Below are 19,849 nucleotides of genomic sequence, written 5' to 3'. Positions count from 1 at the left end.
TGCCGGGGGGGGGGTGATCCTGCTTCTAAATTTTATGTTTATGAAAAAGTTATTTTCGATGATCATTTTATTCTGGTGGTGTAATGCTTTAGCGCAGGCACAAATTACTGTGAGTGCACTTTTATGCGAAAACCGGGCTAATCCAATAGGTCTAGATCTCGCCCAGCCAAGATTTACCTGGGAAATGGCATCTGATAAAAGAAATATTACACAAGTGGCTTACCAGGTAAGGGTAAGCACCTATCCCGATTCCAGGAAACCGGTATGGAACTCCGGAAAGATCCTGTCTGATTCATCCGTACATGTGGCTTATAAAGGTAAGCCGCTGGCACCGCACACCAAATACTATTGGCAGGTAAAGGTTTGGGATAACACTAAAAAAGCATCGGCATGGAGCGAAGCAGGTTATTGGATCACCGCCCTGTTTAATCCCGCCGACTGGCAGGCTAAATGGATCGGTCCGGGTTTTAAGGAAGATACATTACGGGCCTCGCCCATCCTCCGCAAAACTTTCAATTCCACCAAAAAAGTAAGTTCGGCCATTGCCTACATCACTGCGCATGGGTTATATGAGGCACAAATAAACGGCCACCGGGTAGGCGATGCTTACCTTACTCCCGGGTGGACGAGCTATAACAAACGCCTGCAATACCAGGCCTATGACGTTACGGATCTGCTGGCTACAGGTGGTAATACCATAGGGGTAACGCTGGGTAGCGGATGGTACCGGGGATTGATCGGGTTCAATAATCAGATGAATGTATACGGGAAGGATATCGCCTTGCTTTTTCAGATGCACGTACAATATACCGATGGCACATCAGAAGTCATCAATTCTGACGATAGCTGGAAATCATCTACCGGCGAGATCACTTATGCGGAGATCTATAATGGCGAAACTATCGATGCCCGCAAAATTAAGAAAGGCTGGGCGCTCAACGGGTATAATGATACCGACTGGAGCGGCGTACTCGTATTAAATCATGGCTATAAAAACCTGCTTGCCACCTACAATGAGCCCGTGCGCAAACACGAAACTTTCAAAGCGGTACGTGTAATTAAAAGCCGGAAGAATGAACATTTGGTTGATTTTGGGCAGAACCTGGTAGGTTGGGTAAAGATAAGGCTAAAGGGTAAAAAAGGGCAAAAAGTAGTGATATCCCACGCAGAGGTTTTGGATAAGGATGGCGACTTTTATACTGAAAACCTGCGCGCAGCTAAAGCGCAGGACACATACATCTTGAGCGGGGATGGGGTAGAAGTTTTTGAGCCACACTTTACATTTCACGGTTTCCAGTTTATTAAAGTGGAAGGCTACAATGGCGAACTTAACCCCGATGATTTTACTGCCGTGACACTGTATTCAGATATGAAACCTACCGGTACCTTTACTTCATCAAATGCGCTGGTAAACCAGTTGCAGCATAATATTCAATGGGGTCAAAAGGGTAACTTTTTGGATGTGCCTACCGATTGCCCTCAACGTGATGAACGCCTTGGGTGGACAGGCGACGCGCAGGTTTTTAGCCGCACCGCTTCATTTAATATGAACGTGGATAACTTTTTCTCCAAGTGGCTGAAAGACGTGGCAGCAGATCAAGGCAACAATGGCTCCGTGCCGTTTGTTATTCCCAACGTGCTGGGAACCGGTTCGGACGGTAGTGCCGGCTGGGGCGAAACTGCCACCGTGATCCCATGGAATATGTATGTTGCTTACGGCGATAAGAAGGTCCTCCAAGACCAGTACGCCAGTATGAAGGCCTGGGTAGATTTTATGAAGAACCAAAGTAAGAACGACCTTTGGAATACCGGCTTCCATTTTGGCGATTGGCTTTTCTACAGTGTTAATGACGATACCGACGGTACATCTGCCGTAACTGATAAATACCTAATAGCACAGTGTTTCTATGCCTACTCAACACAATTGCTGATCAATGCAGCGCAGGTACTAGGCAAAACAGATGATTATGAAGCTTACGGTAAAGTTTTGAAACGTGCAAAGGATGCTTTTGTAAAAGAATATGTTACTGCTAACGGCCGCATGGTATCAGGTACGCAAACAGCATATGTGCTGGCGCTGAATTTTGATATGCTGCCCGAAGACATGCGGGAACAGGCTGCAAAGCGGCTGGTTACCAATGTTAAAGCCTATAATAATCACCTTACCACGGGTTTTTTAGGTACGCCTTATTTGTGCCACGTGCTCAGCCGGTTTGGCTATACCAACGTTGCGTATGACCTGCTTTTGCAGGATACCTATCCATCATGGCTATACCCGGTTAAAATGGGTGCTACTACCATTTGGGAACGCTGGGACGGTATCCGCCCTGATAAAAGTTTTGAAACCCCCAGCATGAACTCTTTTAACCACTATTCTTATGGGGCCATTGGCGATTGGATGTACAGGGTAATGGTTGGGCTGGATACCTATAACGACGGGCCAGGATATAAGCACATTAAAATAATGCCGCATCCGGGTGGTGGTTTTACCAATGCGGCCTGCACCTTACAAACCTATTACGGCAAGTTGAGCTCCGGCTGGAAGATTGAAAATGGACAGCTAAGCCTGGATATTGAAATCCCGGTAAATACTACAGCTTCGGTATATATCCCGGCAAAGGATGCCTCTGGCGTGCTGGAGAATGGCAAACCGGTCCAAAACGGCAAACCTTTTCAATCTGCAATTGGTAAGGAGAATTATGTACTGGTAGAACTAGGTTCCGGCACTTATCATTATACAGCGCCTGTGGATATGCAGAAATTAGCGTCCTTAAAATAAATTTCCCTAATGCAAAAGGACCAGCTTACGCTGATCCTTTTGCATTAATAACGGGCGCAGAAAGCTGGCCCGCTATAACTGTTTGGCAAAACTGAGCCCAAACATTCCGTCGCCATAGCTAGGCATAATAATGCTTTGTTTATTAGATTTTTTATCGTGAAAAAGTTTGTTGCGTAATAAAGGATAAAGTGCGTAGGCTGCTTTGGTAGACAAAATTCCAAACCCTGCCCCGGCCACAATATCGCTAAACCAATGCTTGTGATTATAAACGCGTAAAACAGCGGTAGCCGAAGCAAATGTGTAACCTACAATGCCATAGATGGGCGACTTATCGCCGTACTCCTGCGCCATAAACTCAGCCGCCACAAATGCACTGCCCGAATGGCCCGAAGGAAAAGATAGTCTATCTGCCCCATTTGGTCTCAGCCGGCCGGATGAGTTTTTGAGACCGATTGTGACAAGGCCAAAGATACCTTCAGACATACCTAGCAGGATCGTCCGATCGATAAAAGTATTTTTACCATGCACCCCGGCAAAATTTAAACCATAAACCATAGCAATCGGCGCATATTGTAAAAAGTTTTCTACCGGATAAAGATTCCCCGGATGATCTTTCTGGGCGTCCCTGTCTATACTGAAATCTAAATTGCGGATGGGTTTTACATAAAACGATAATGCACCATAAGTGACGAAAATTGCAGGGGGTATGTAGGTTTGCCAGGCGCTTCTCAAAGGTTTTACGGTATCAGGTAAAGCCAGCAGATTTGCCGAATCAACCTTCGCGGAATCTTTTGTAGTAACCCTTATCTGGGCATGAACACTTAGCGTAAAAACACTTAGGATGATGACTAGGGATTTTTTCAAGGATATCAATTTCTATTTAAACGTTGCTAATTAAGTAAACTTTCTGTAGAAAAACTGTAGGTTGCAGGTGTGCATATGGCACTTTCAAACAGACGATGAGCAAGTAACATTACGTTGGAATTAACGTTTTGGTTTTTTTAAATTAATTTACAATAAATTGGCGGTGAGTCTAGCCAATCGACTGGTTGATTCGCTCCGTCGCCGCATGTTGATCTCCCGGGTAGTCTCAAAAGGCCCGTGATAGTGAAGACCTGAAATTGCAATTTCCAAATTCAAGAATTAAGCGATTTTGTTGACTTTGTTACAATATTGATAATCAACTATTTGTGGTGTTTTTATTCGCTCAGTTAATTTGGGAATTCATTTTTTTACAAACAATCTCAGTGAGGTCGAGTTATTTAAGGGTTAACATTTCAAACTAAAATTCTTGCTATACGAAAAAACGCTACGCATTAATCAAATTTAATTGAAATCTAAAACACAGTAAAACATGAAAAGATCCACATTAGCAGCTGCAGCAGTATTACTTTTAAATTTAGCCGCAGGCCGCGTTTTTGCACAGCCAGATACCACTAAAACAACAACTACTACAGCAGCCTCAACAACTACCGAAGGCGCCAGTGATGTAGTGGGGGCGTTAGCAAGTAATGCCGATTATAGTACTGCTCTTACCGCTGTCAAAGCAGCCAAGCTCGATTCCGTACTTAAAGTCGGCGGTCCATACACTATTTTTGCACCAAACAACATATCCTTCAATAACCTGCCCGCAGGCGAACTGGATAACCTTTTAAAAGATCCGGCCAAATTGGCAACTTTATTAAAAGGTCACGTTGTTACCGGTAAATATGGGAAAGCTGACATTATCAAAGCTTTGACCGCAGGAAAAGGAAAAGCTACGTTGACAACCCTAGATGGTCAGCCCCTAACGCTGTCGTTAGCAGGCAGTAAGTTACAGTTAACTAATGCCTCCGGAAGTAGCGCCCAGGTAACCCTGTTCGATCTCATTGGTGGCAATGGCGTAGTAAATGGTCTTAATGCCATATTGATGCCTGGCGCCGCAGCTGCGCCGCTCAAAAAATAAGCACAATAAATTTTCCAGAAAACAAAAAACCCGGCAAAAGCTGGGTTTTTTGTTTTTATAACCGGGTATATGCTTTAAATTTACCATACAGAAAAACTTATGCACCAGCAATACGCAGACTATTGGGTACACCATTTAAATCTGCAACCTCACCCTGAAGGCGGCTTTTATAAGGAAGTGTTCCGATCTAATCAACAGGTTACCCGAGCCGGGGAAACTGGTTTGAAGCACGCTTGTACCTCAATTTATTATTTATTGGAAGGAGAAGATTTTTCCGGCTTCCACCGAATTCAATCAGACGAGATCTGGTATTTTCACATAGGCGATCCGCTCCATATTCATGTGATCAATCATCAGGGCGAACACCATGTGCTGGAGCTATCCAACCAAAATAACGGGAGTCTGTCGCACATTGTACCCGCGGGTTTATGGTTTGCATCAGAGATACCGTCTAAAAAAGGTTATGCACTTGTAAGCTGCGCTGTTGCTCCGGGGTTTGAATTCAGTGAGTTCGAAATGGCCAATAAGAATAAATTGAGAGCGGAATATCCCGGAAATGATGAGGTTTTTGAAAGATTGTGCAGATAGTAATGCGCAGACTTCAGATGGTAAAATTATAAATCTGTAAAATTCAGATGTGCAAGTTTGCAGTTGGAATTTGTTTGCGTAGTTCTATGTTTTATTCAAAGGGCTAAAATGATCGACAAATCTGCACATCTGGAATCCGCACATTTTCACATCGTCTATTCAGGCTTTTAGCTTAGATGATCCAATTTATCAGCGATCAGGTGCAGTAATGTATTATCCAGATTGCCCGGATTTTTACAAACGGTAAAATTTTCGTGAGGGTCAGGGTTGAAACTGGCCACCAGTTCATCCTGGTCATACACTTCCAGCTTGCATTTATCGCCATTGTGGTGCATGTATTCTCTTATCTCAAAGTCGTATTCTTTTTTGCCTTGCTTTATTTTGATATCGAATCTTTCCATGGTATCCCGGTAAACTGTACATTATAAACCATCCAAGCTGCGCAATGTTGTAAAAATAAATTAACAATCTTTAATCGGCATATAAGGCTTGTTAGCCGATACCTTTTTAATTCATCAGTTTAATTGTGGTTAATTGCGTATATTTTTATATTTATTAACTTTCCACTTTGGTTAGCTGAAATATTCACCTTCGAAATTTAAATGCTTCGCTTAAAGCTTAACAATATACTTATACACCTTACCGGCTGGCTACTGTTCCTGTTGCTGCCGGTTTTGTTTTTAAGTACGGGCAGCAAACATAGCGGTGCGTGGATCTTATTGTCGTCGCCATTTTACTGGCTGTTTTGTTCAACATATCTCCTTCTTTTCTACTTTAACCTGTGGTATCTTATTCCTTCCTATTTCCTCAAAAAAAAGTACTGGATCTACGGGGCAGCAGTGATCGTTTTACTGGGCGGCGTGTTTTTTCTCCAACCATTTGACAAATTGCTTATCCATAACCCACGTTTCCAGGAGCAAATTCAGATTGGAGCCATGCAGCAAATGGCAGATTCATTAAAAGCAGCCGCTTTACGTGCCCGCGACACTGCTATGCAGGGCCCGGGGAATAAGTCACTGCCATTTGGCCCCCTTCCACATGAAGATTTGCGGATGCAGGTGCCTGTTGCGTCGCCGTCTCGCGGTGATGATCTCTTTGGGCACTCGCGTTCGGTAGATATCGTAAGTTTATTCCTGTTTCTTGTCATAATTACCTTAGGGTTATCGATGCGCACGGTAGAGCAATGGCAAAGCACTGAGCAGAAGGTAATTAAAGCCGAGGCGGGAAAGGTAAATGCCGAGCTCTCGTTCCTCAAGGCGCAGATCAACCCGCACTTTCTGTTTAATACCTTAAATAACATTTATACCCTTTCGGTGATGAATAGCGAGCATACCTCCGAAAGTATCATGAAGCTCTCAAATATTATGCGCTACGTAACCGATGATGTAACACAGGATTTTGTGCCGCTTCAGCAGGATCTTGATTGTATCAGAAACTATGTTGACCTGCAAAGGCTGCGGTTAGGGCGTAAAAGCGTGGTGAATTTTAATATTGATGGGGATGTGGGTAATCAACAAATCGCACCGCTCATCATGATGTCGTTTGTAGAAAATACCTTTAAATACGGCATCAGCAAACACACCGAAAGTACCATCAATATTAAAATAAGCAACACCGGCAACAAAATAAATTTCGAATGTGATAATGCGATTTTCGACAGATCTGCTGTGCTTGCAGAAAGGACCGGTATCGGTATTGCCAATACCAAACAACGGCTTGCTCATTTGTACCCCGATAAACATACCTTAAATATTGACCAGTGCAATGGTTTGTTTAGCGTGAAGCTGGTGCTTGTAATTTGATGAGAAAGTTAACATGTATATGTTTTGATATATGCAATATGTTGATTATTAATGGTTTAATTCGGTTGATATTGTAATTTTCCTAAGTTGTGTTAGCCCTGTTAACCCATTGTTTTACGCAATACTTAGCCTTATCTCTAAGGAAAGAGGTGGGCTAATAACCGGGACTGGTCTTTTATATAAATTTTGAGAAATGATTAAATTGAAATGCGTTGCAATTGATGATGAACCCCTGGCGCTAGACTTGTTGGAGGCCTACATATCCCGTTTTCCCTATCTGCAGTTACTAAGCACTTTTGAAGATGCTGTAAGCGGAGCCGAATACCTTAAAAGCAACCGGGCGGATCTGCTATTTGTGGATATCAATATGCCCGACATTACCGGGATTGATCTGGTTCGGGCCCTAGCCAGCAAGCCTATGGTTATTTTTACCACTGCCTATAAAAACTTTGCGTTTGAAGGCTTTGAACTGGAAGCGTTAGACTATCTGCTTAAGCCGATAGATATTACCCGATTTACAAAGGCTGTTGAGAAAGCATTAGAGTTTTATAATTTCAAAAACAATACCAGCCCCGAGGCTGCTGATGAAAGCTTTTATGTGTACTCCGAGTACCGTATGGTTAAGATCAACGTGGCCGAAATAGAATACCTGGAAAGTATGGAAGACTATATCAAAATCCATTTAACAGGCCAGCCAAAACCGGTGCTTACTTTGATGTCGCTTAAAAAAGCGCTGGAGAAGTTACCGGTAGATAAATTCAAACGGATTCACCGGAGCTATATCATTGCCGTTAACAAAGTTAAATCAATTCATAACCGTAAGTTAAAGCTGGCAGATAACGAGTTGCCTATAGGCGAAAGTTATACCGATACCATTCGCACCTGGGCTAAAAACTTTTAGTTCTTCGTCTACACAATCCACTCATTTACCGACACATTTCGGTGTTTGGTGCCTTTCGGCTGCATCTTTATAATATAAGGAGGTTAAAAAGATGAATGAATTTGGCTGGCCCGAATTGTTATGCATACTCTGTACAGTTTTGTTATTAACCGGTGCGCATAAATTACCAAGACACATTCGCAGCCTGGATAGGAAGGTAAATGGGCTGAACCACAATACTCGCAGGCACCCGGCAGGTAAAAATTGACAAACAGGCATAAAATCAATTACCTTTAACAGCTAATATTTGATAAAACAACTACGTGAAACTTAAGACTAATATAGCCACCAGCAAGAACGGGTTTGTATTTAACCCCGCCACCGGCGATTCTTTTACCAGCAATGCTATAGCTGCCGCAATTTTGGCTATGATGAAGACAGGTAAAACTGCCGATGATATAAAGCTCGAGATCCTGAACCTTTATGACGTTGAAGACAATACCTTAGATCGTGACTGGGAAGACTGGATGCTGCAGCTGAAGGATGCCAACCTTTTGGAAGCTAATTAAATATGGCAGAAATAGATCATGCCCGTTTGGTAATAGGCGTAACCGGCCTAAACGCTATTGAAAATCCCGGGCCAGGGTTGTCGGTTATTCGTGCCTTGCGGGAAGGGTTTTCAAATGTGCGCATTATCGGTTTGTCATACGAGTCGCTTGAGCCGGGCATTTACCTGCATAACCTGGTTGACAAAACCTACCAGATCCCGTATCCATCCGCAGGTTCGGAGGCATTGGCACAACGCCTGCAATTTATCCAGGGCAAAGAAAATATGAGCGTGCTGATCCCCAATTTTGACGCGGAACTGCACAATTTCATCAAGATCAGTGCGGCATTGCGTGTCATGGGGATTCAAACCTGCCTGCCTTCGCATAAGCAGTTAAATGCCTGCAGCAAACCAAACCTTGCTGCCTTTGGAAACCAACACAATTTATACGTGCCCGAAACCAGGACTATTTTAAAAGCTGATGATTTACATATTGCAGGAGAAGAACTAAACTACCCAATGGTGGTTAAAGGTAAATTTTACGAGGCGGAGGTAGTTCATAATTCCGTTCAGGCTGTCAATGCATTTTACCGGCTCAGTGCAAAATGGGGTACACCTATTATGGCCCAGCAGTTTATAAAGGGTACAGAGATCAATGTAGCCGGGTTGGCGGATGGAAAAGGTACCATCATCAGTGCAGTGCCAATGCGCAAATTATACATCACCGATAAAGGCAAAGCCTGGGCGGGTATTACTATTGCGGATGAAAAATTAATAGCAATAGCCCAACAGTTTGCAGCAGGCTCCGGTTGGAACGGCGGTTTCGAATTGGAATTGATGCAGGATAAAAAAGGGAAGTTATTTATTATGGAGATCAACCCAAGATTTCCGGCTTGGGTGTACCTAACGGCCGCCGCGGGGCAAAACCAGCCGGTAGCTTTAACAAAAATGGCCCTGGGCGAAAACGTGGAACCGTTCCTAGCTTATTCCGTCGGTAAAATGTTCATTAGATATGCCTGGGATCACGTGGCCGATGTGAGCGAGTTTCAGCAGTTTTCGGCCTTTGGGGAATTGTAATTTTATACAGAATGACGCAAAAACTTAAATATGAACGGCCCTTTATCAAAAAGATGAACACCGGTCTGATGAATAAGTTCGGTACACAAAATGAATCGGAACCAGTAAGGGATATCGACGGAGTTTTGATAAAAAGTTTGATAGCCGAATTTGGTTCGCCTTTGTTTGTATTATCGGAGAAACAGATCAGGCGCAATTATCGCTCAGCGGTTAGGGCGTTTAAAACCTGTTACCCAAAAGTGCAGTTTGCATGGAGCTATAAAACCAACTACCTCAATGCCGTTTGCAACGTTTTTCACCGGGAAGGCAGCTGGGCCGAGGTAGTATCAGGGTTTGAATATCACAAAGCATTAAATAATGGCGTAGCGGGCGAGCATATCATTTTCAACGGCCCGCAGAAAAGCAGGGAAGACCTGTTGCTGGCTATCGAGAATAACTCAATGATCCACATCGATCATTTTGATGAGTTGTATATGCTGATCTCGCTTTGCGCGGAAGTGAAAAAGAAACCCCGAGTTGCCGTTCGCGTTAATATGGATACCGGCGTTTACCCTATATGGGATCGGTTTGGTTTTAATTATGAAAATGGGCAGGCTTGGAGCGCTATCACTAAAATTGTAAGTTCCGGCAAAATGGAACTCGTAGGCCTGCATTGCCATATTGGAACTTTCATGCTAGCTACATCGGCATACGGCGTTGCTGCGGCAAAAATGGGCGAACTGGCAATCCGTTGTAAGTCGGCATTAAACAATCCGATATCATATCTGGACCTGGGTGGTGGCTTTCCATCAACCAATACTTTAAAAGGAGCTTACCTGCCGGGAGTGGATACGGTGCCATCGATAGACGATTTTGCAGAGGTGATTGCTACAAAACTCCTTAATTGTGGGTTTGAGCCGGATGAGCTACCCTTACTGATCCTGGAAAGCGGCCGCGCACTGATTGATGATGCAGGTTATCTATTGGGCAGTGTTATCGCCAATAAACGACTGAGCGACGGCCGCCGGGCCGTTATAATGGATTTTGGCGTAAACACCCTGTTTACATCGCTGTGGTACGATCATAAGATCAGTCCGGCGCAGGAAGCATCGCAGCATAGCGATAATGTGGTACTTTACGGCCCCCTTTGTATGAATATCGATATGATCAGAGAGAGTGTAAATCTGCCGTTGATGGAGCCGGGTGATCATTTAGTAGTTCATAAAGTAGGCGCCTACAACATGACCCAGTGGATGCAATTTATAAGCCTGAGGCCGGCTGTTGTGATGATTGATGAAGATCGGCGGGTTCACCTGATCAGAAAAGCCGAGACACTCCAATACATGGAGCTGCCGGAAGTTCTGCCAACGCATTTGCAACAAGTCAAAAACCTTTAGCATTAAGTAAGCTGTGAAAAAACAAACACTCTTATTTATCCAGGCATTGCTTAACAGCTATTCCATTTTGTTCTTTTCGCAGCATATTATGCTGGGCGCCTTACTGCTTGTTGCTTCTTTTTTTAACCCTGTTGCCGGTTTAGCGGGTTTGCTTTCAGTGTGCTTTTCGCTGGGCTTGTTAAAAGCGTCTGGTCATCAACGGGCTAATATGCAATCCGGACTTTACAGTTTCAACTCCATATTATTAGGCATCGGCTTCGGGAGTTTTTTTCATGTCAATGCGGCGTTTTGTATTTGGCTGGTTGTAGCGACAACACTTACGGTGATGCTCACTGTGATTGCAACAGCAGGTTTAGCCAAAAGAGGCTTGCCATCATTATCTCTGCCATTCGTAGTTGTGTTTTGGCTGGTGCTTGCCGCTGCCAATGGGTATGCGCAACTGGGCTTACTACCTAAGGAAAGCTACTTGCTTAACGAGCTATCGGTAAAAGAAAATTTTAGCCATTACCAATTGTTCAATGGACTTAATACGATCCCGCTGCCTTTATATTTAAAGCTTTTCTTTCGCGCTATTAGTGCAATATTGTTCCAGGACAGTGTCTTTGCAGGTGTTGTTATTAGCATTGGGGTATTAATTCATTCCAGGATCAGCTTTAGTTTGCTGGTCATTGGGTTTATAACATCTTGCCTTTTTAACAACCTTACCCATATTTACCCGGATGGTTTAGGCCACTATCATCTCGGTGTTAACTTTATGATGGCTTCTATGGCGCTGTCCGGATTTTTTATCGTGCCCTCGCTGCGTTCATATCTGCTGGTTGTATCGGTGGTACCTTTGGCCTGTTTATTTACTGCGGCTTTTTCCGGCATATTGGATGCATGGCACTTGCCCGTACTTTCGCTGCCTTTCTGCCTAACCGTTTTGGTTATGCTGTATTTCTTGAAGCTCCGGGAAAGGCCGGGTAAGTTACAGCTCACGGCTTACCAAAATTACTCGCCTGAGGCTAATTTATACCAGTACCTCAACGGGCAGCAGCGTGTTCAAGATCTTACTTATCTAAAATTAACCTTACCCTTTATGGGCGGGTGGACGGTTTCGCAGGGTTACTATGGGGGGATTACGCATAGCGATGGCTGGGCGCAAGCCCTTGATTTTGTGATAACGGATGGGGATAAATGCACCTTTAAATACGCTGGCGACAAACCCGAAGATTATTATTGCTACAATAAACCCGTGCTGGCTTGCGCCGACGGTTTGGTAGAACTAGTCATCAACCATGTGGCAGATAACCTGGTAGGCGAGATGAATATTATCGAAAACTGGGGCAATACCATCATTATAAAACATACCGATGGCGTTTATAGTAAGGTATCGCACCTCAAACAATACTCAGCCAAAGTAAAGCCCGGGGAGGTAGTCAAACGAGGTGACATTCTTGGGCTATGCGGCAACAGTGGCCGATCGCCCGAGCCTCATTTGCATTTCCAGGTGCAGGCAACTCCGTATCTGGGCTCAAAAACGATTCCCTACCCATTTGCTTATTTTAAGCAGGGTGAGGGACTTAATCAGCAGTTTAACAGTTTTATGGTGCCAAAGCTTAACGCCACACTAAGTTCTGTCGATTCGTCTTCTGCATTAAAACACGCGTTTACCTTTCAGCCGGGTTACACAGCTAATATGATAAGTGGCCACAAATCGGAAACATGGGAGGTTTTTACCGATAGCAACAATCAAACTTATTTTTACGATTACGGGAGCGGCGATATTGCCTATTTCGTAAGCGGCGACCTATCCTTTTATTTCACTGCTTTTTATGGCGGCAGATCGTCCCTGTTATATCAATTTCAGTTAGCGGCCTACAAGGTTATATTTTCTACGGATACAGCGGTGAAAATCAATGATGTTTACCCGTTAAACATCGTTGGCGCCAAATTCGGCCTATGGTTGCATGATATCGGTTCGCCTTTCCACCGCTTCATCGAACGCAGGTACGAAAGTCAGTCCAGGGCTAAAGTTAACGAGATAATCGTAACGGCTTCGGGCATCAATCATAAATTCGGGCAGGACGAAAAATTCATGAAGTCAGCTATCCGGATAGAAGGGAACAGGTTAGCCGGTTTCAGTATTGATCTTAACGGTAGAAGAACGGAGGCAAGTTGGGAATGCTAAAATACATTTTCATCGTATTTTTTTTATCCTCTTTTATGTTTGCAAAAGGGCAAACGCCGGGCTACCAACAAGTGGATAGTACAAGTTATTCCTTATATCTTTCCGGCAACTGGGTGCATCTGATCCGTTATGGGAAGGAAGCAGTTGCTCAAGGTATTGATTTTCCTTTCCTTAGGTTGCGTTTAGGCTACGCCCAATTCATCACAGGGAATTATGCCGGGGCTATTAGTCAATATGGGCAGGTACTTAAACAGGATGCGAACAACCAAACGGCTAATTATTACACCTATTTGTGCAATAGCTACCTTAACCGGGAAGATGCCGCCTACCGGCAGCTTGCTTTGGTGGATGATTCTACTTTCGCCGCAAAACCATCGCCGTTTAGATTGATAAGCGCTACTATAGAAAACAGTGTGAAATCTTCACCAAATCCTTTCAGGGGAAAAGCTAATTACGCAAGGCTAGAATTGATTACCCAACTGGGGCACTATCTTCAACTGGATCAGTCGGTAGCTCATTTTGTTCAGCGTATTAATTTCAGACGCCGCGGCCTGCTGATTAATAATTCTGTAAAAGAGTACGAATATTTCGGTAAGCTAAATTATTCGTTAAATAGCTCCTTTTCTTTATTTGGTGTATACCATTACCTCAACACACAGTACAGGCAGAATTTATATCATAATAATTTAGGTATTGCGGGTTTCAAATATAGTTCAGGTTACACCACATGGCAGGCCGATGCAGATCTGGGTAAAATATCAGGTACTTTTTTTCAACAATACAATGCGCAACTCTCCGTTTATCCAAAAGGAAATTTGAATTTGTACTTTACCTCACGCGGTAGTGTTTTACAGCAGGGCGCGACAAAATTTGTGTTCAGCCAAACTGCAGGGACTAAACTGTTGAAACATTTTTGGGTAGAGGCAAGTGTGACATTTGGAACCCTGGAAAATTATTTGGAGTCCGACGGTTTATATGTTTATAATGCCATAGATATTACTAAATTTAAAACCGGCGGAACCGGGTATTATGATTTGGGTAACCATTTGGGGCTATATGTGAATTACACCCTTGAAAAAAAGAATGATCTGTATCGGGACACTTTTTATCAACAACATTCGGTAACCGCGGGACTTACATGGAAGTTTTAAAAAAATTATTTACCGGTTTAACTTGTCTGGCGTTGGTAGCGCAGGCAAATGCACAATCTGAATTGGCATTGCAACGGGCCTATAAAAGCAGTTTTGCTGAAGAAGCCCGTAAGAATTATAGTGAAGCCATAAACGATATAAAGCCATTTTACAGCGATAGTAATTACGAGACTAATCTCAGGTTGGGCTGGCTTTATTTTTTGAGTAAGAATTATACAGCAGCCGAAAGCTATTATGCGAAAGCTGTCCGGATAAAACCGAATGCTATTGAGGCTAAGTTTGGCTATATCAAGCCCCTCTCGCTTTTGGCAAGCTGGGACAAAGTGCTGGCGCAGTATGCCGCGGTACTAAAAATAGATCCTCAGAACACACAAGCCAATTACTGGACAGGTATTATTTACTATAACCGCAAGCAGTTTGATGCTGCCAGCCGGTATTTTTTAAAAGTGGTGACGCTTTACCCTTTTGATTACGACGGAAACCAGATGTTGGGCTGGTCATACCTTATGGCCGGGAACAAAGCCCAGGCCAGGGGGTATTTTGAGCAGGGCCTTATCATCAAACCCGACGACGCATCCTGCAACGATGGGCTAGCCAAATCTAAAAACTAACTAAATTTTTCACTTAACAACATTTTGCCGGTTTGCATCGGTAGTATGATGCCTATTTTTTAATCGGTACACTTGGGGTAGCTCCTTGGTGTTTATGCCAATTGACAACTTAATGTATGCATTCGATTGTTGAAAAAAATAAAAGTGGCTATCTGATTGTATATTAGATTGTTGTAAACGGTTGGTGGCGCTCGTCAACATATTCTAATTGCGCGCTAATGTTGATTCGATATATATTGCATAATTTTATTACGGCTATTATCCTCTAATTGTCGGTACCAAGTATAAACTATGCTGTTTAAGCGCTATATCGTATTTGTGATTTGTATTTTGGTGTGCCGAACGGTAAGCGCTCAAAATAACAATTACCAGTTTTCCCATTTGGATATTACCAACGGTTTGTCTGATAACCAGGTTAATTGCATTATTAAAGATGCAAAAGGTTTTATATGGTTCGGTACAACGTCTGGCCTCAACCGGTACGATGGCAATAAGTTTAAGGTTTTTAAGCGGGATGCAGGTAATCCAAATTCATTAGCCGAGAACCACGTAATGCGTTTAAGCGAAGGTCCTGACAACAAACTTTGGATATTTACACACAATAAGATCAGTATTTATGATCCGCTTACCGAAAAAATTTCCAACAATGTAGCTGCCGAAGCCGCCCTCTACCACATTAATACCAGCCAGATTCGCAAAATAAACAAGGGTGGGCAGGGCAATTATTGGTTCATTACCAGTTATGGCGGTTTATACCGTTATGATTCCAAAAACAAAAGCACCGAATTTTACAGCAACAAGGCAGGGAACGGAGCAACTTTGCATGATGGGATAATAATGGACCTGGTTGCCGGTCAACAGGATCAGGTTTGGATCTTGTATAACGATGGTTTTATTGATTTGCTAAATGCCCGTACCAATAAAATAATTAAAGCTTATGACGGGTTAGCAAAAGCCGTGGATACAAAAGTGAGAAATTATAGTATGATGATGGATACGGATCAAAACCTCTGGATCTGCTCGGATGCAGCACCCGTTGGTGCTTATTGCTATCAAACGATAAATAATAAGCTGATCCATTACAGCAAAGATACGCCGGGGCATAAACTTAATTCAAATGTAATTAACAGCATCGTACAGGCTGAGGATAGCAAAATTTGGCTGGGTTCAGACCATGGGGGCATCAATGTGATCGACCGCGCTACCAATAGTATAAGTTTTATACTCAGCAAGCCCGATGATCTTAAATCAATAAGCGGCAATAGTTTGAACCTGTATAAGGATAATACAGATATTATCTGGGCAGGTACCTTTAAGCAGGGTATCAATTATTACCATAGCGGAATTATGCAATTTCCGCTGTACAAACATTTCAACAGTGATCCTAAAAGCCTGCCTTACCAGGACATCAATTCATTTGAAGAAGATGAGCACCGAAATTTGTGGATAGGTACCAATGGCAACGGACTGGTTTATTTTAATCGTAAGAGCAATAGTTATACCCATTACAAACACGATCCGGCCGATCCCAATACCATTGCTAGCGATATAGTGGTAAAGCTTTACATCGATAAGCAGCATATCTTATGGATAGGTACTTATTTCGGCGGACTGGATAGCTTCGACGGAAAAAAATTCACGCATTACCGGCATAACGAAAAAGACAGTTCATCTATAAGTGACGATCGGGTTTACTCATTTATAGAAGATGCAGCCGGCGATATGTGGGTAGGAACATTCTCTGGCAGATTGAATGTGTTTGACCGTAAGACAAAATCGTTTCGCCACCCCAAATATCCGATGAGTTCGGATTATACAGCTGTGATATTTGAGGATAAGGAGAAAAACAAATGGATAGGGCGGGATAAGGGTGTTGATGTTATCATGTATAAAACCAATACGATAAAACATTACGCCGCGGAGCCTAAAAACCTTAACAGCCTGATAGGTACTGATGTGAATACCATTACCCAGGACAGGCGCGGGCTAATTTGGATTGGTACGAAAGACGGGCTAAGTATCCTCAATGCCAAAACCAACAAGTTTTTAAATATTGAGGAAGGGGTGAACTTGCCCGCTAATAACGTTTCAAATATAATAGAAGATAAAGAGGGAAAAATGTGGGTGAGTACCACAAATGGTCTTGCCAGCATCAGGCTTGATCTGGTTGGCGGTAAATATAAGTTCCGGATTAATAACTATAATGAATTGGATGGACTGCAGGGCCGAGCATTTAACCTTTATGCTGCAAAACGGCTTCAAAGCGGCGAATTGGTTTTTGGCGGGATAGATGGTTTTAATATTTTCGATCCGGAGATAGTGAATACTTTTAAGCCTCAGCCAAATTTGATCTTTACAGATCTGCGCCTTTTTAACAGGCCGGTAGGCGTAGGCGATACGGTCAATGGCGATATCGTGCTAACAAAATCCCTCTCGGAAACACCTGAGCTGGTGCTGGAGCACAATCAAAATGTTTTCGATATCGAATTTGCTGCCTGCGATTATTTTAATCCCGATAAAATAAGGTACGAATACAAACTGGAAGGTTTTGATAAAGGGTGGATTCCGGTGGTAGGAAGCAACCGAAATGCTACCTATACCAACCTGGATGGGGGTGAATACACTTTTGTGGTACGTACTCTTAATAGTAACAACAACAGGGATACCGAAAGCATCTCCCTTAAAATAACTGTCAAGCCGCCTTTTTTTAAATCAACATTGGCTTATGTAAGCTATTTTATTCTGCTTGTAGGAGGGTTATTCTACATCAGGCATCGCGGCATCCGAAAACTTAAGCGCGAATTCGAAACATTGCAGAGTAAAACTGAGGCAGAACGTAAAATTGCGCAGGAGCGCGAAGAGGCACGCCGCATGCACCAACTGGACTTGATGAAGATCAAATTCTTCACCAACATTAGTCATGAATTTCGTACGCCGCTTTCACTTATACTATCGCCAATCGATAATCTCATCAAAGCCAGCGATAAGACCGATCACCAAAATCAACTGGTTACCATCAAACGCAATGGCAAGCGATTGCTTAATCTGGTTAACCAGCTGCTTGATTTCCGTAAGATGGAGTATAACGAGCTGAAATTGAGCATGAAGAAAGGCGATATAATCAGATTCATTAAAGAAGTTTCGGCGTCTTTTAAGGATGTGGCGCAACAGAAGCAGATTCAGTTCCTGATAGAAAGTGATGTGAACGAATACGTGACTAATTTCGATCATGATAAGATCGAACGGATCCTGTTTAACCTGTTATCAAACGCTTTTAAATTCACTCCATCCGGAGGTCACATTAGCGTGATGTTAACAATAACAGGCAATAGTAGCACTAACGATATACAAAACCAGCTGGAAATAAAAGTAATAGACACAGGTATCGGGATAGCTAAAGAAAACCAGGAGCGGGTGTTCGAACGTTTCTTTCAGGATGATATGCCGGAGAACCTTCTCAATCAGGGAAGTGGTATAGGCCTTTCTATCACAAAAGAATTTGTTAGGATGCAGGGCGGCACAATTGAAATAGAAAGTGAACCTGATTATGGCAGCTGTTTTACCATAAGCCTGCCTGTTGGCGTACAATGTAATGAACAGGCTGTTGCAGCAATTATAGATGATGAACCAATTCCTGAATTGGTTAGTGCGGTTGATAATTCGCCGGGAGCCGCCAAAAAACAAACGATATTGCTGATAGAAGATAACGATGATCTGCGCTTTTATCTGAAGGATAACCTTAAACACAGTTTCCATATTGTAGAGGCCGTAAACGGTAAAGATGGTTGGCAAAAAGCGCTTGCTATGCATCCTAAACTTATCGTGAGCGATATCAGCATGCCGGTGATGAACGGCATAGAGCTGTGTAAGAAAATCAAAGCCGATAGCCGCACTGCTGAAATACCGGTGATATTGTTGACAGCCCTGGGCACGGAGGAAGACCAGTTGGCTGGATTGGATAGCGGGGCGAATGATTATATAGTTAAACCGTTTAATTTTGAGATCCTGCTTTCCAAGATTCATAACTCTTTGCGGATGCAGCAGACTTTCAAAAAAACGTATCAAAAGCAAGTAGAGGTGAAAGCAAAGGATATAATAGTCATATCCGAAGATGACAAATTTCTCAAAAACGCATTCGATTATATAGAACTAAATATTACCAATCTGAACTTCTCGGTAGAAGAACTGGCCCGGCATTTAAACCTCAGTCGCGTATCGCTTTATAAAAAGCTTTTGACCCTTACCGGCAAAACCCCGGTAGACTGTATCCGTACTATCCGCTTGAAGCGCGCCGTGCAATTGTTAGAGAAAAGCAAACTCAGCATTGCCAATGTAGCCTATGAGGTAGGTTTTAACAATGCCGCATATTTTGCAAAAGTATTCCGGGAAGAGTACGGAATTCTCCCATCTGAGTATATCAATAATTTGAAGGCCAAAGAAAAGGTTAACGAATTGGTAAACTAAAAATATTCAATATTAAATTAGCTGTCCCGCTATCATCTGATTTTAGCTTGATTAAATGACTAAGCTTATCCTGCTGAACCAAGCAAAAGCTACAAAATCCTTCGTGATTAGTTAAAATGCCTTTAAAAAGTTTCAGCTTAAAAAATTTAGACATTCTAATATAAATCGATTGCTATTACAGCTATTGGGATCGGTTTGTCTCTGATTACATTCAACGTAACCATTTGCTTTAAAAAGTAATTGTGCATAAACACATTATAAATAGATTCAATTGTTGACCTTCTAATCGTAACGCTGTTTTTGAAATAGGCATATCTTTTAACTCTGCCCCAGTAACACGTTTGTTAAGCAAAATATACCCTTAGGTAGATACTTTAACTATCCACCAGTTCTAATAGCAGTCTGAATTCGTCGGAAACCTTTGATTATATGCTAAAATCAATGTGTTTATATCTAATA

General features: G+C 42.8%; 14 protein-coding genes. 12 read left to right on the top strand and 2 right to left on the bottom strand.

Annotation, left to right across the window (positions count from 1 at the left end; all coding sequences use genetic code 11):
- Positions 1-40: 40 nt before the first annotated feature.
- On the top strand, positions 41-2,779 hold the full coding sequence (locus tag A0256_20485; GenBank protein AMR33636.1) for an alpha-L-rhamnosidase: 2,739 nt from the start codon (positions 41-43) through the stop codon (positions 2,777-2,779).
- A gap of 72 nt (positions 2,780-2,851) precedes the next feature.
- On the opposite strand, the gene A0256_20480 is transcribed toward A0256_20485, so the two are convergent.
- Positions 2,852-3,643 (bottom strand): hypothetical protein, encoded by a 792-nt coding sequence (locus A0256_20480; GenBank protein ID AMR33635.1) that lies wholly within the window; start codon positions 3,641-3,643, stop codon positions 2,852-2,854.
- Positions 3,644-4,133: 490 nt separating this feature from the next.
- On the opposite strand from A0256_20480, the gene A0256_20475 reads away from it, so the two are divergent.
- Together A0256_20475 and A0256_20470 are read left to right on the top strand one after the other, a co-directional pair.
- The gene (locus A0256_20475) at positions 4,134-4,724 is read left to right on the top strand and encodes a hypothetical protein (GenBank protein ID AMR33634.1); all 591 of its coding nucleotides are present in this window, start codon (positions 4,134-4,136) and stop codon (positions 4,722-4,724) included.
- 99 nt (positions 4,725-4,823) lie between these two features.
- The gene (locus A0256_20470; GenBank protein AMR33633.1) at positions 4,824-5,312 is read left to right on the top strand and encodes a hypothetical protein; all 489 of its coding nucleotides are present in this window, start codon (positions 4,824-4,826) and stop codon (positions 5,310-5,312) included.
- 167 nt (positions 5,313-5,479) lie between these two features.
- On the opposite strand, the gene A0256_20465 is transcribed toward A0256_20470, so the two are convergent.
- Entirely contained in the window at positions 5,480-5,713 is a 234-nt protein-coding gene (locus tag A0256_20465; protein ID AMR33632.1) for a hypothetical protein, read from the bottom strand.
- A gap of 201 nt (positions 5,714-5,914) precedes the next feature.
- Here A0256_20465 and A0256_20460 point away from each other — a divergent pair, with 201 nt between their 5' ends.
- The 9 genes from A0256_20460 (at position 5,915) to A0256_20420 (ending at position 19,390) form a co-directional block, all read left to right on the top strand.
- Positions 5,915-7,114 carry a hypothetical protein gene (locus tag A0256_20460; GenBank protein ID AMR33631.1) on the top strand — a complete coding sequence of 400 codons (1,200 nt, stop codon included), beginning with the start codon at positions 5,915-5,917 and terminating at the stop codon, positions 7,112-7,114.
- A gap of 196 nt (positions 7,115-7,310) precedes the next feature.
- On the top strand, positions 7,311-8,015 hold the full coding sequence (locus A0256_20455; protein ID AMR34633.1) for a DNA-binding response regulator: 705 nt from the start codon (positions 7,311-7,313) through the stop codon (positions 8,013-8,015).
- A 302-nt stretch (positions 8,016-8,317) separates the two neighbouring features.
- Positions 8,318-8,563, top strand: a complete 246-nt coding sequence (locus tag A0256_20450; protein AMR33630.1) for a hypothetical protein — start codon at positions 8,318-8,320, stop codon at positions 8,561-8,563.
- Positions 8,564-8,565: 2 nt separating this feature from the next.
- Positions 8,566-9,618 carry a biotin carboxylase gene (locus A0256_20445; GenBank protein ID AMR33629.1) on the top strand — a complete coding sequence of 351 codons (1,053 nt, stop codon included), beginning with the start codon at positions 8,566-8,568 and terminating at the stop codon, positions 9,616-9,618.
- An 11-nt stretch (positions 9,619-9,629) separates the two neighbouring features.
- Positions 9,630-10,994, top strand: a complete 1,365-nt coding sequence (locus A0256_20440) for a diaminopimelate decarboxylase (protein ID AMR33628.1) — start codon at positions 9,630-9,632, stop codon at positions 10,992-10,994.
- 13 nt (positions 10,995-11,007) lie between these two features.
- On the top strand, positions 11,008-13,164 hold the full coding sequence (locus tag A0256_20435) for a hypothetical protein (GenBank protein ID AMR33627.1): 2,157 nt from the start codon (positions 11,008-11,010) through the stop codon (positions 13,162-13,164).
- Entirely contained in the window at positions 13,158-14,315 is a 1,158-nt protein-coding gene (locus A0256_20430; GenBank protein ID AMR33626.1) for a hypothetical protein, read from the top strand. The genes A0256_20435 and A0256_20430 overlap by 7 nt, the downstream gene beginning before the upstream one ends.
- A complete protein-coding gene (locus A0256_20425; GenBank protein AMR33625.1) occupies positions 14,303-14,926 on the top strand; it encodes a hypothetical protein in 624 nt (207 codons plus the stop codon). The genes A0256_20430 and A0256_20425 overlap by 13 nt, the downstream gene beginning before the upstream one ends.
- Positions 14,927-15,217: 291 nt before the next feature.
- The gene (locus tag A0256_20420; GenBank protein AMR33624.1) at positions 15,218-19,390 is read left to right on the top strand and encodes a hybrid sensor histidine kinase/response regulator; all 4,173 of its coding nucleotides are present in this window, start codon (positions 15,218-15,220) and stop codon (positions 19,388-19,390) included.
- The last annotated feature ends 459 nt before the right edge of the window (positions 19,391-19,849 follow it).

Origin of the sequence: Mucilaginibacter sp. PAMC 26640 (assembly GCA_001596135.1) — a bacterium.
Lineage (GTDB): Bacteria > Bacteroidota > Bacteroidia > Sphingobacteriales > Sphingobacteriaceae > Mucilaginibacter.
The sequence above is the reverse complement of the archived record's forward strand: the minus strand, read 5'-3'. Positions and strand labels throughout refer to the sequence as shown.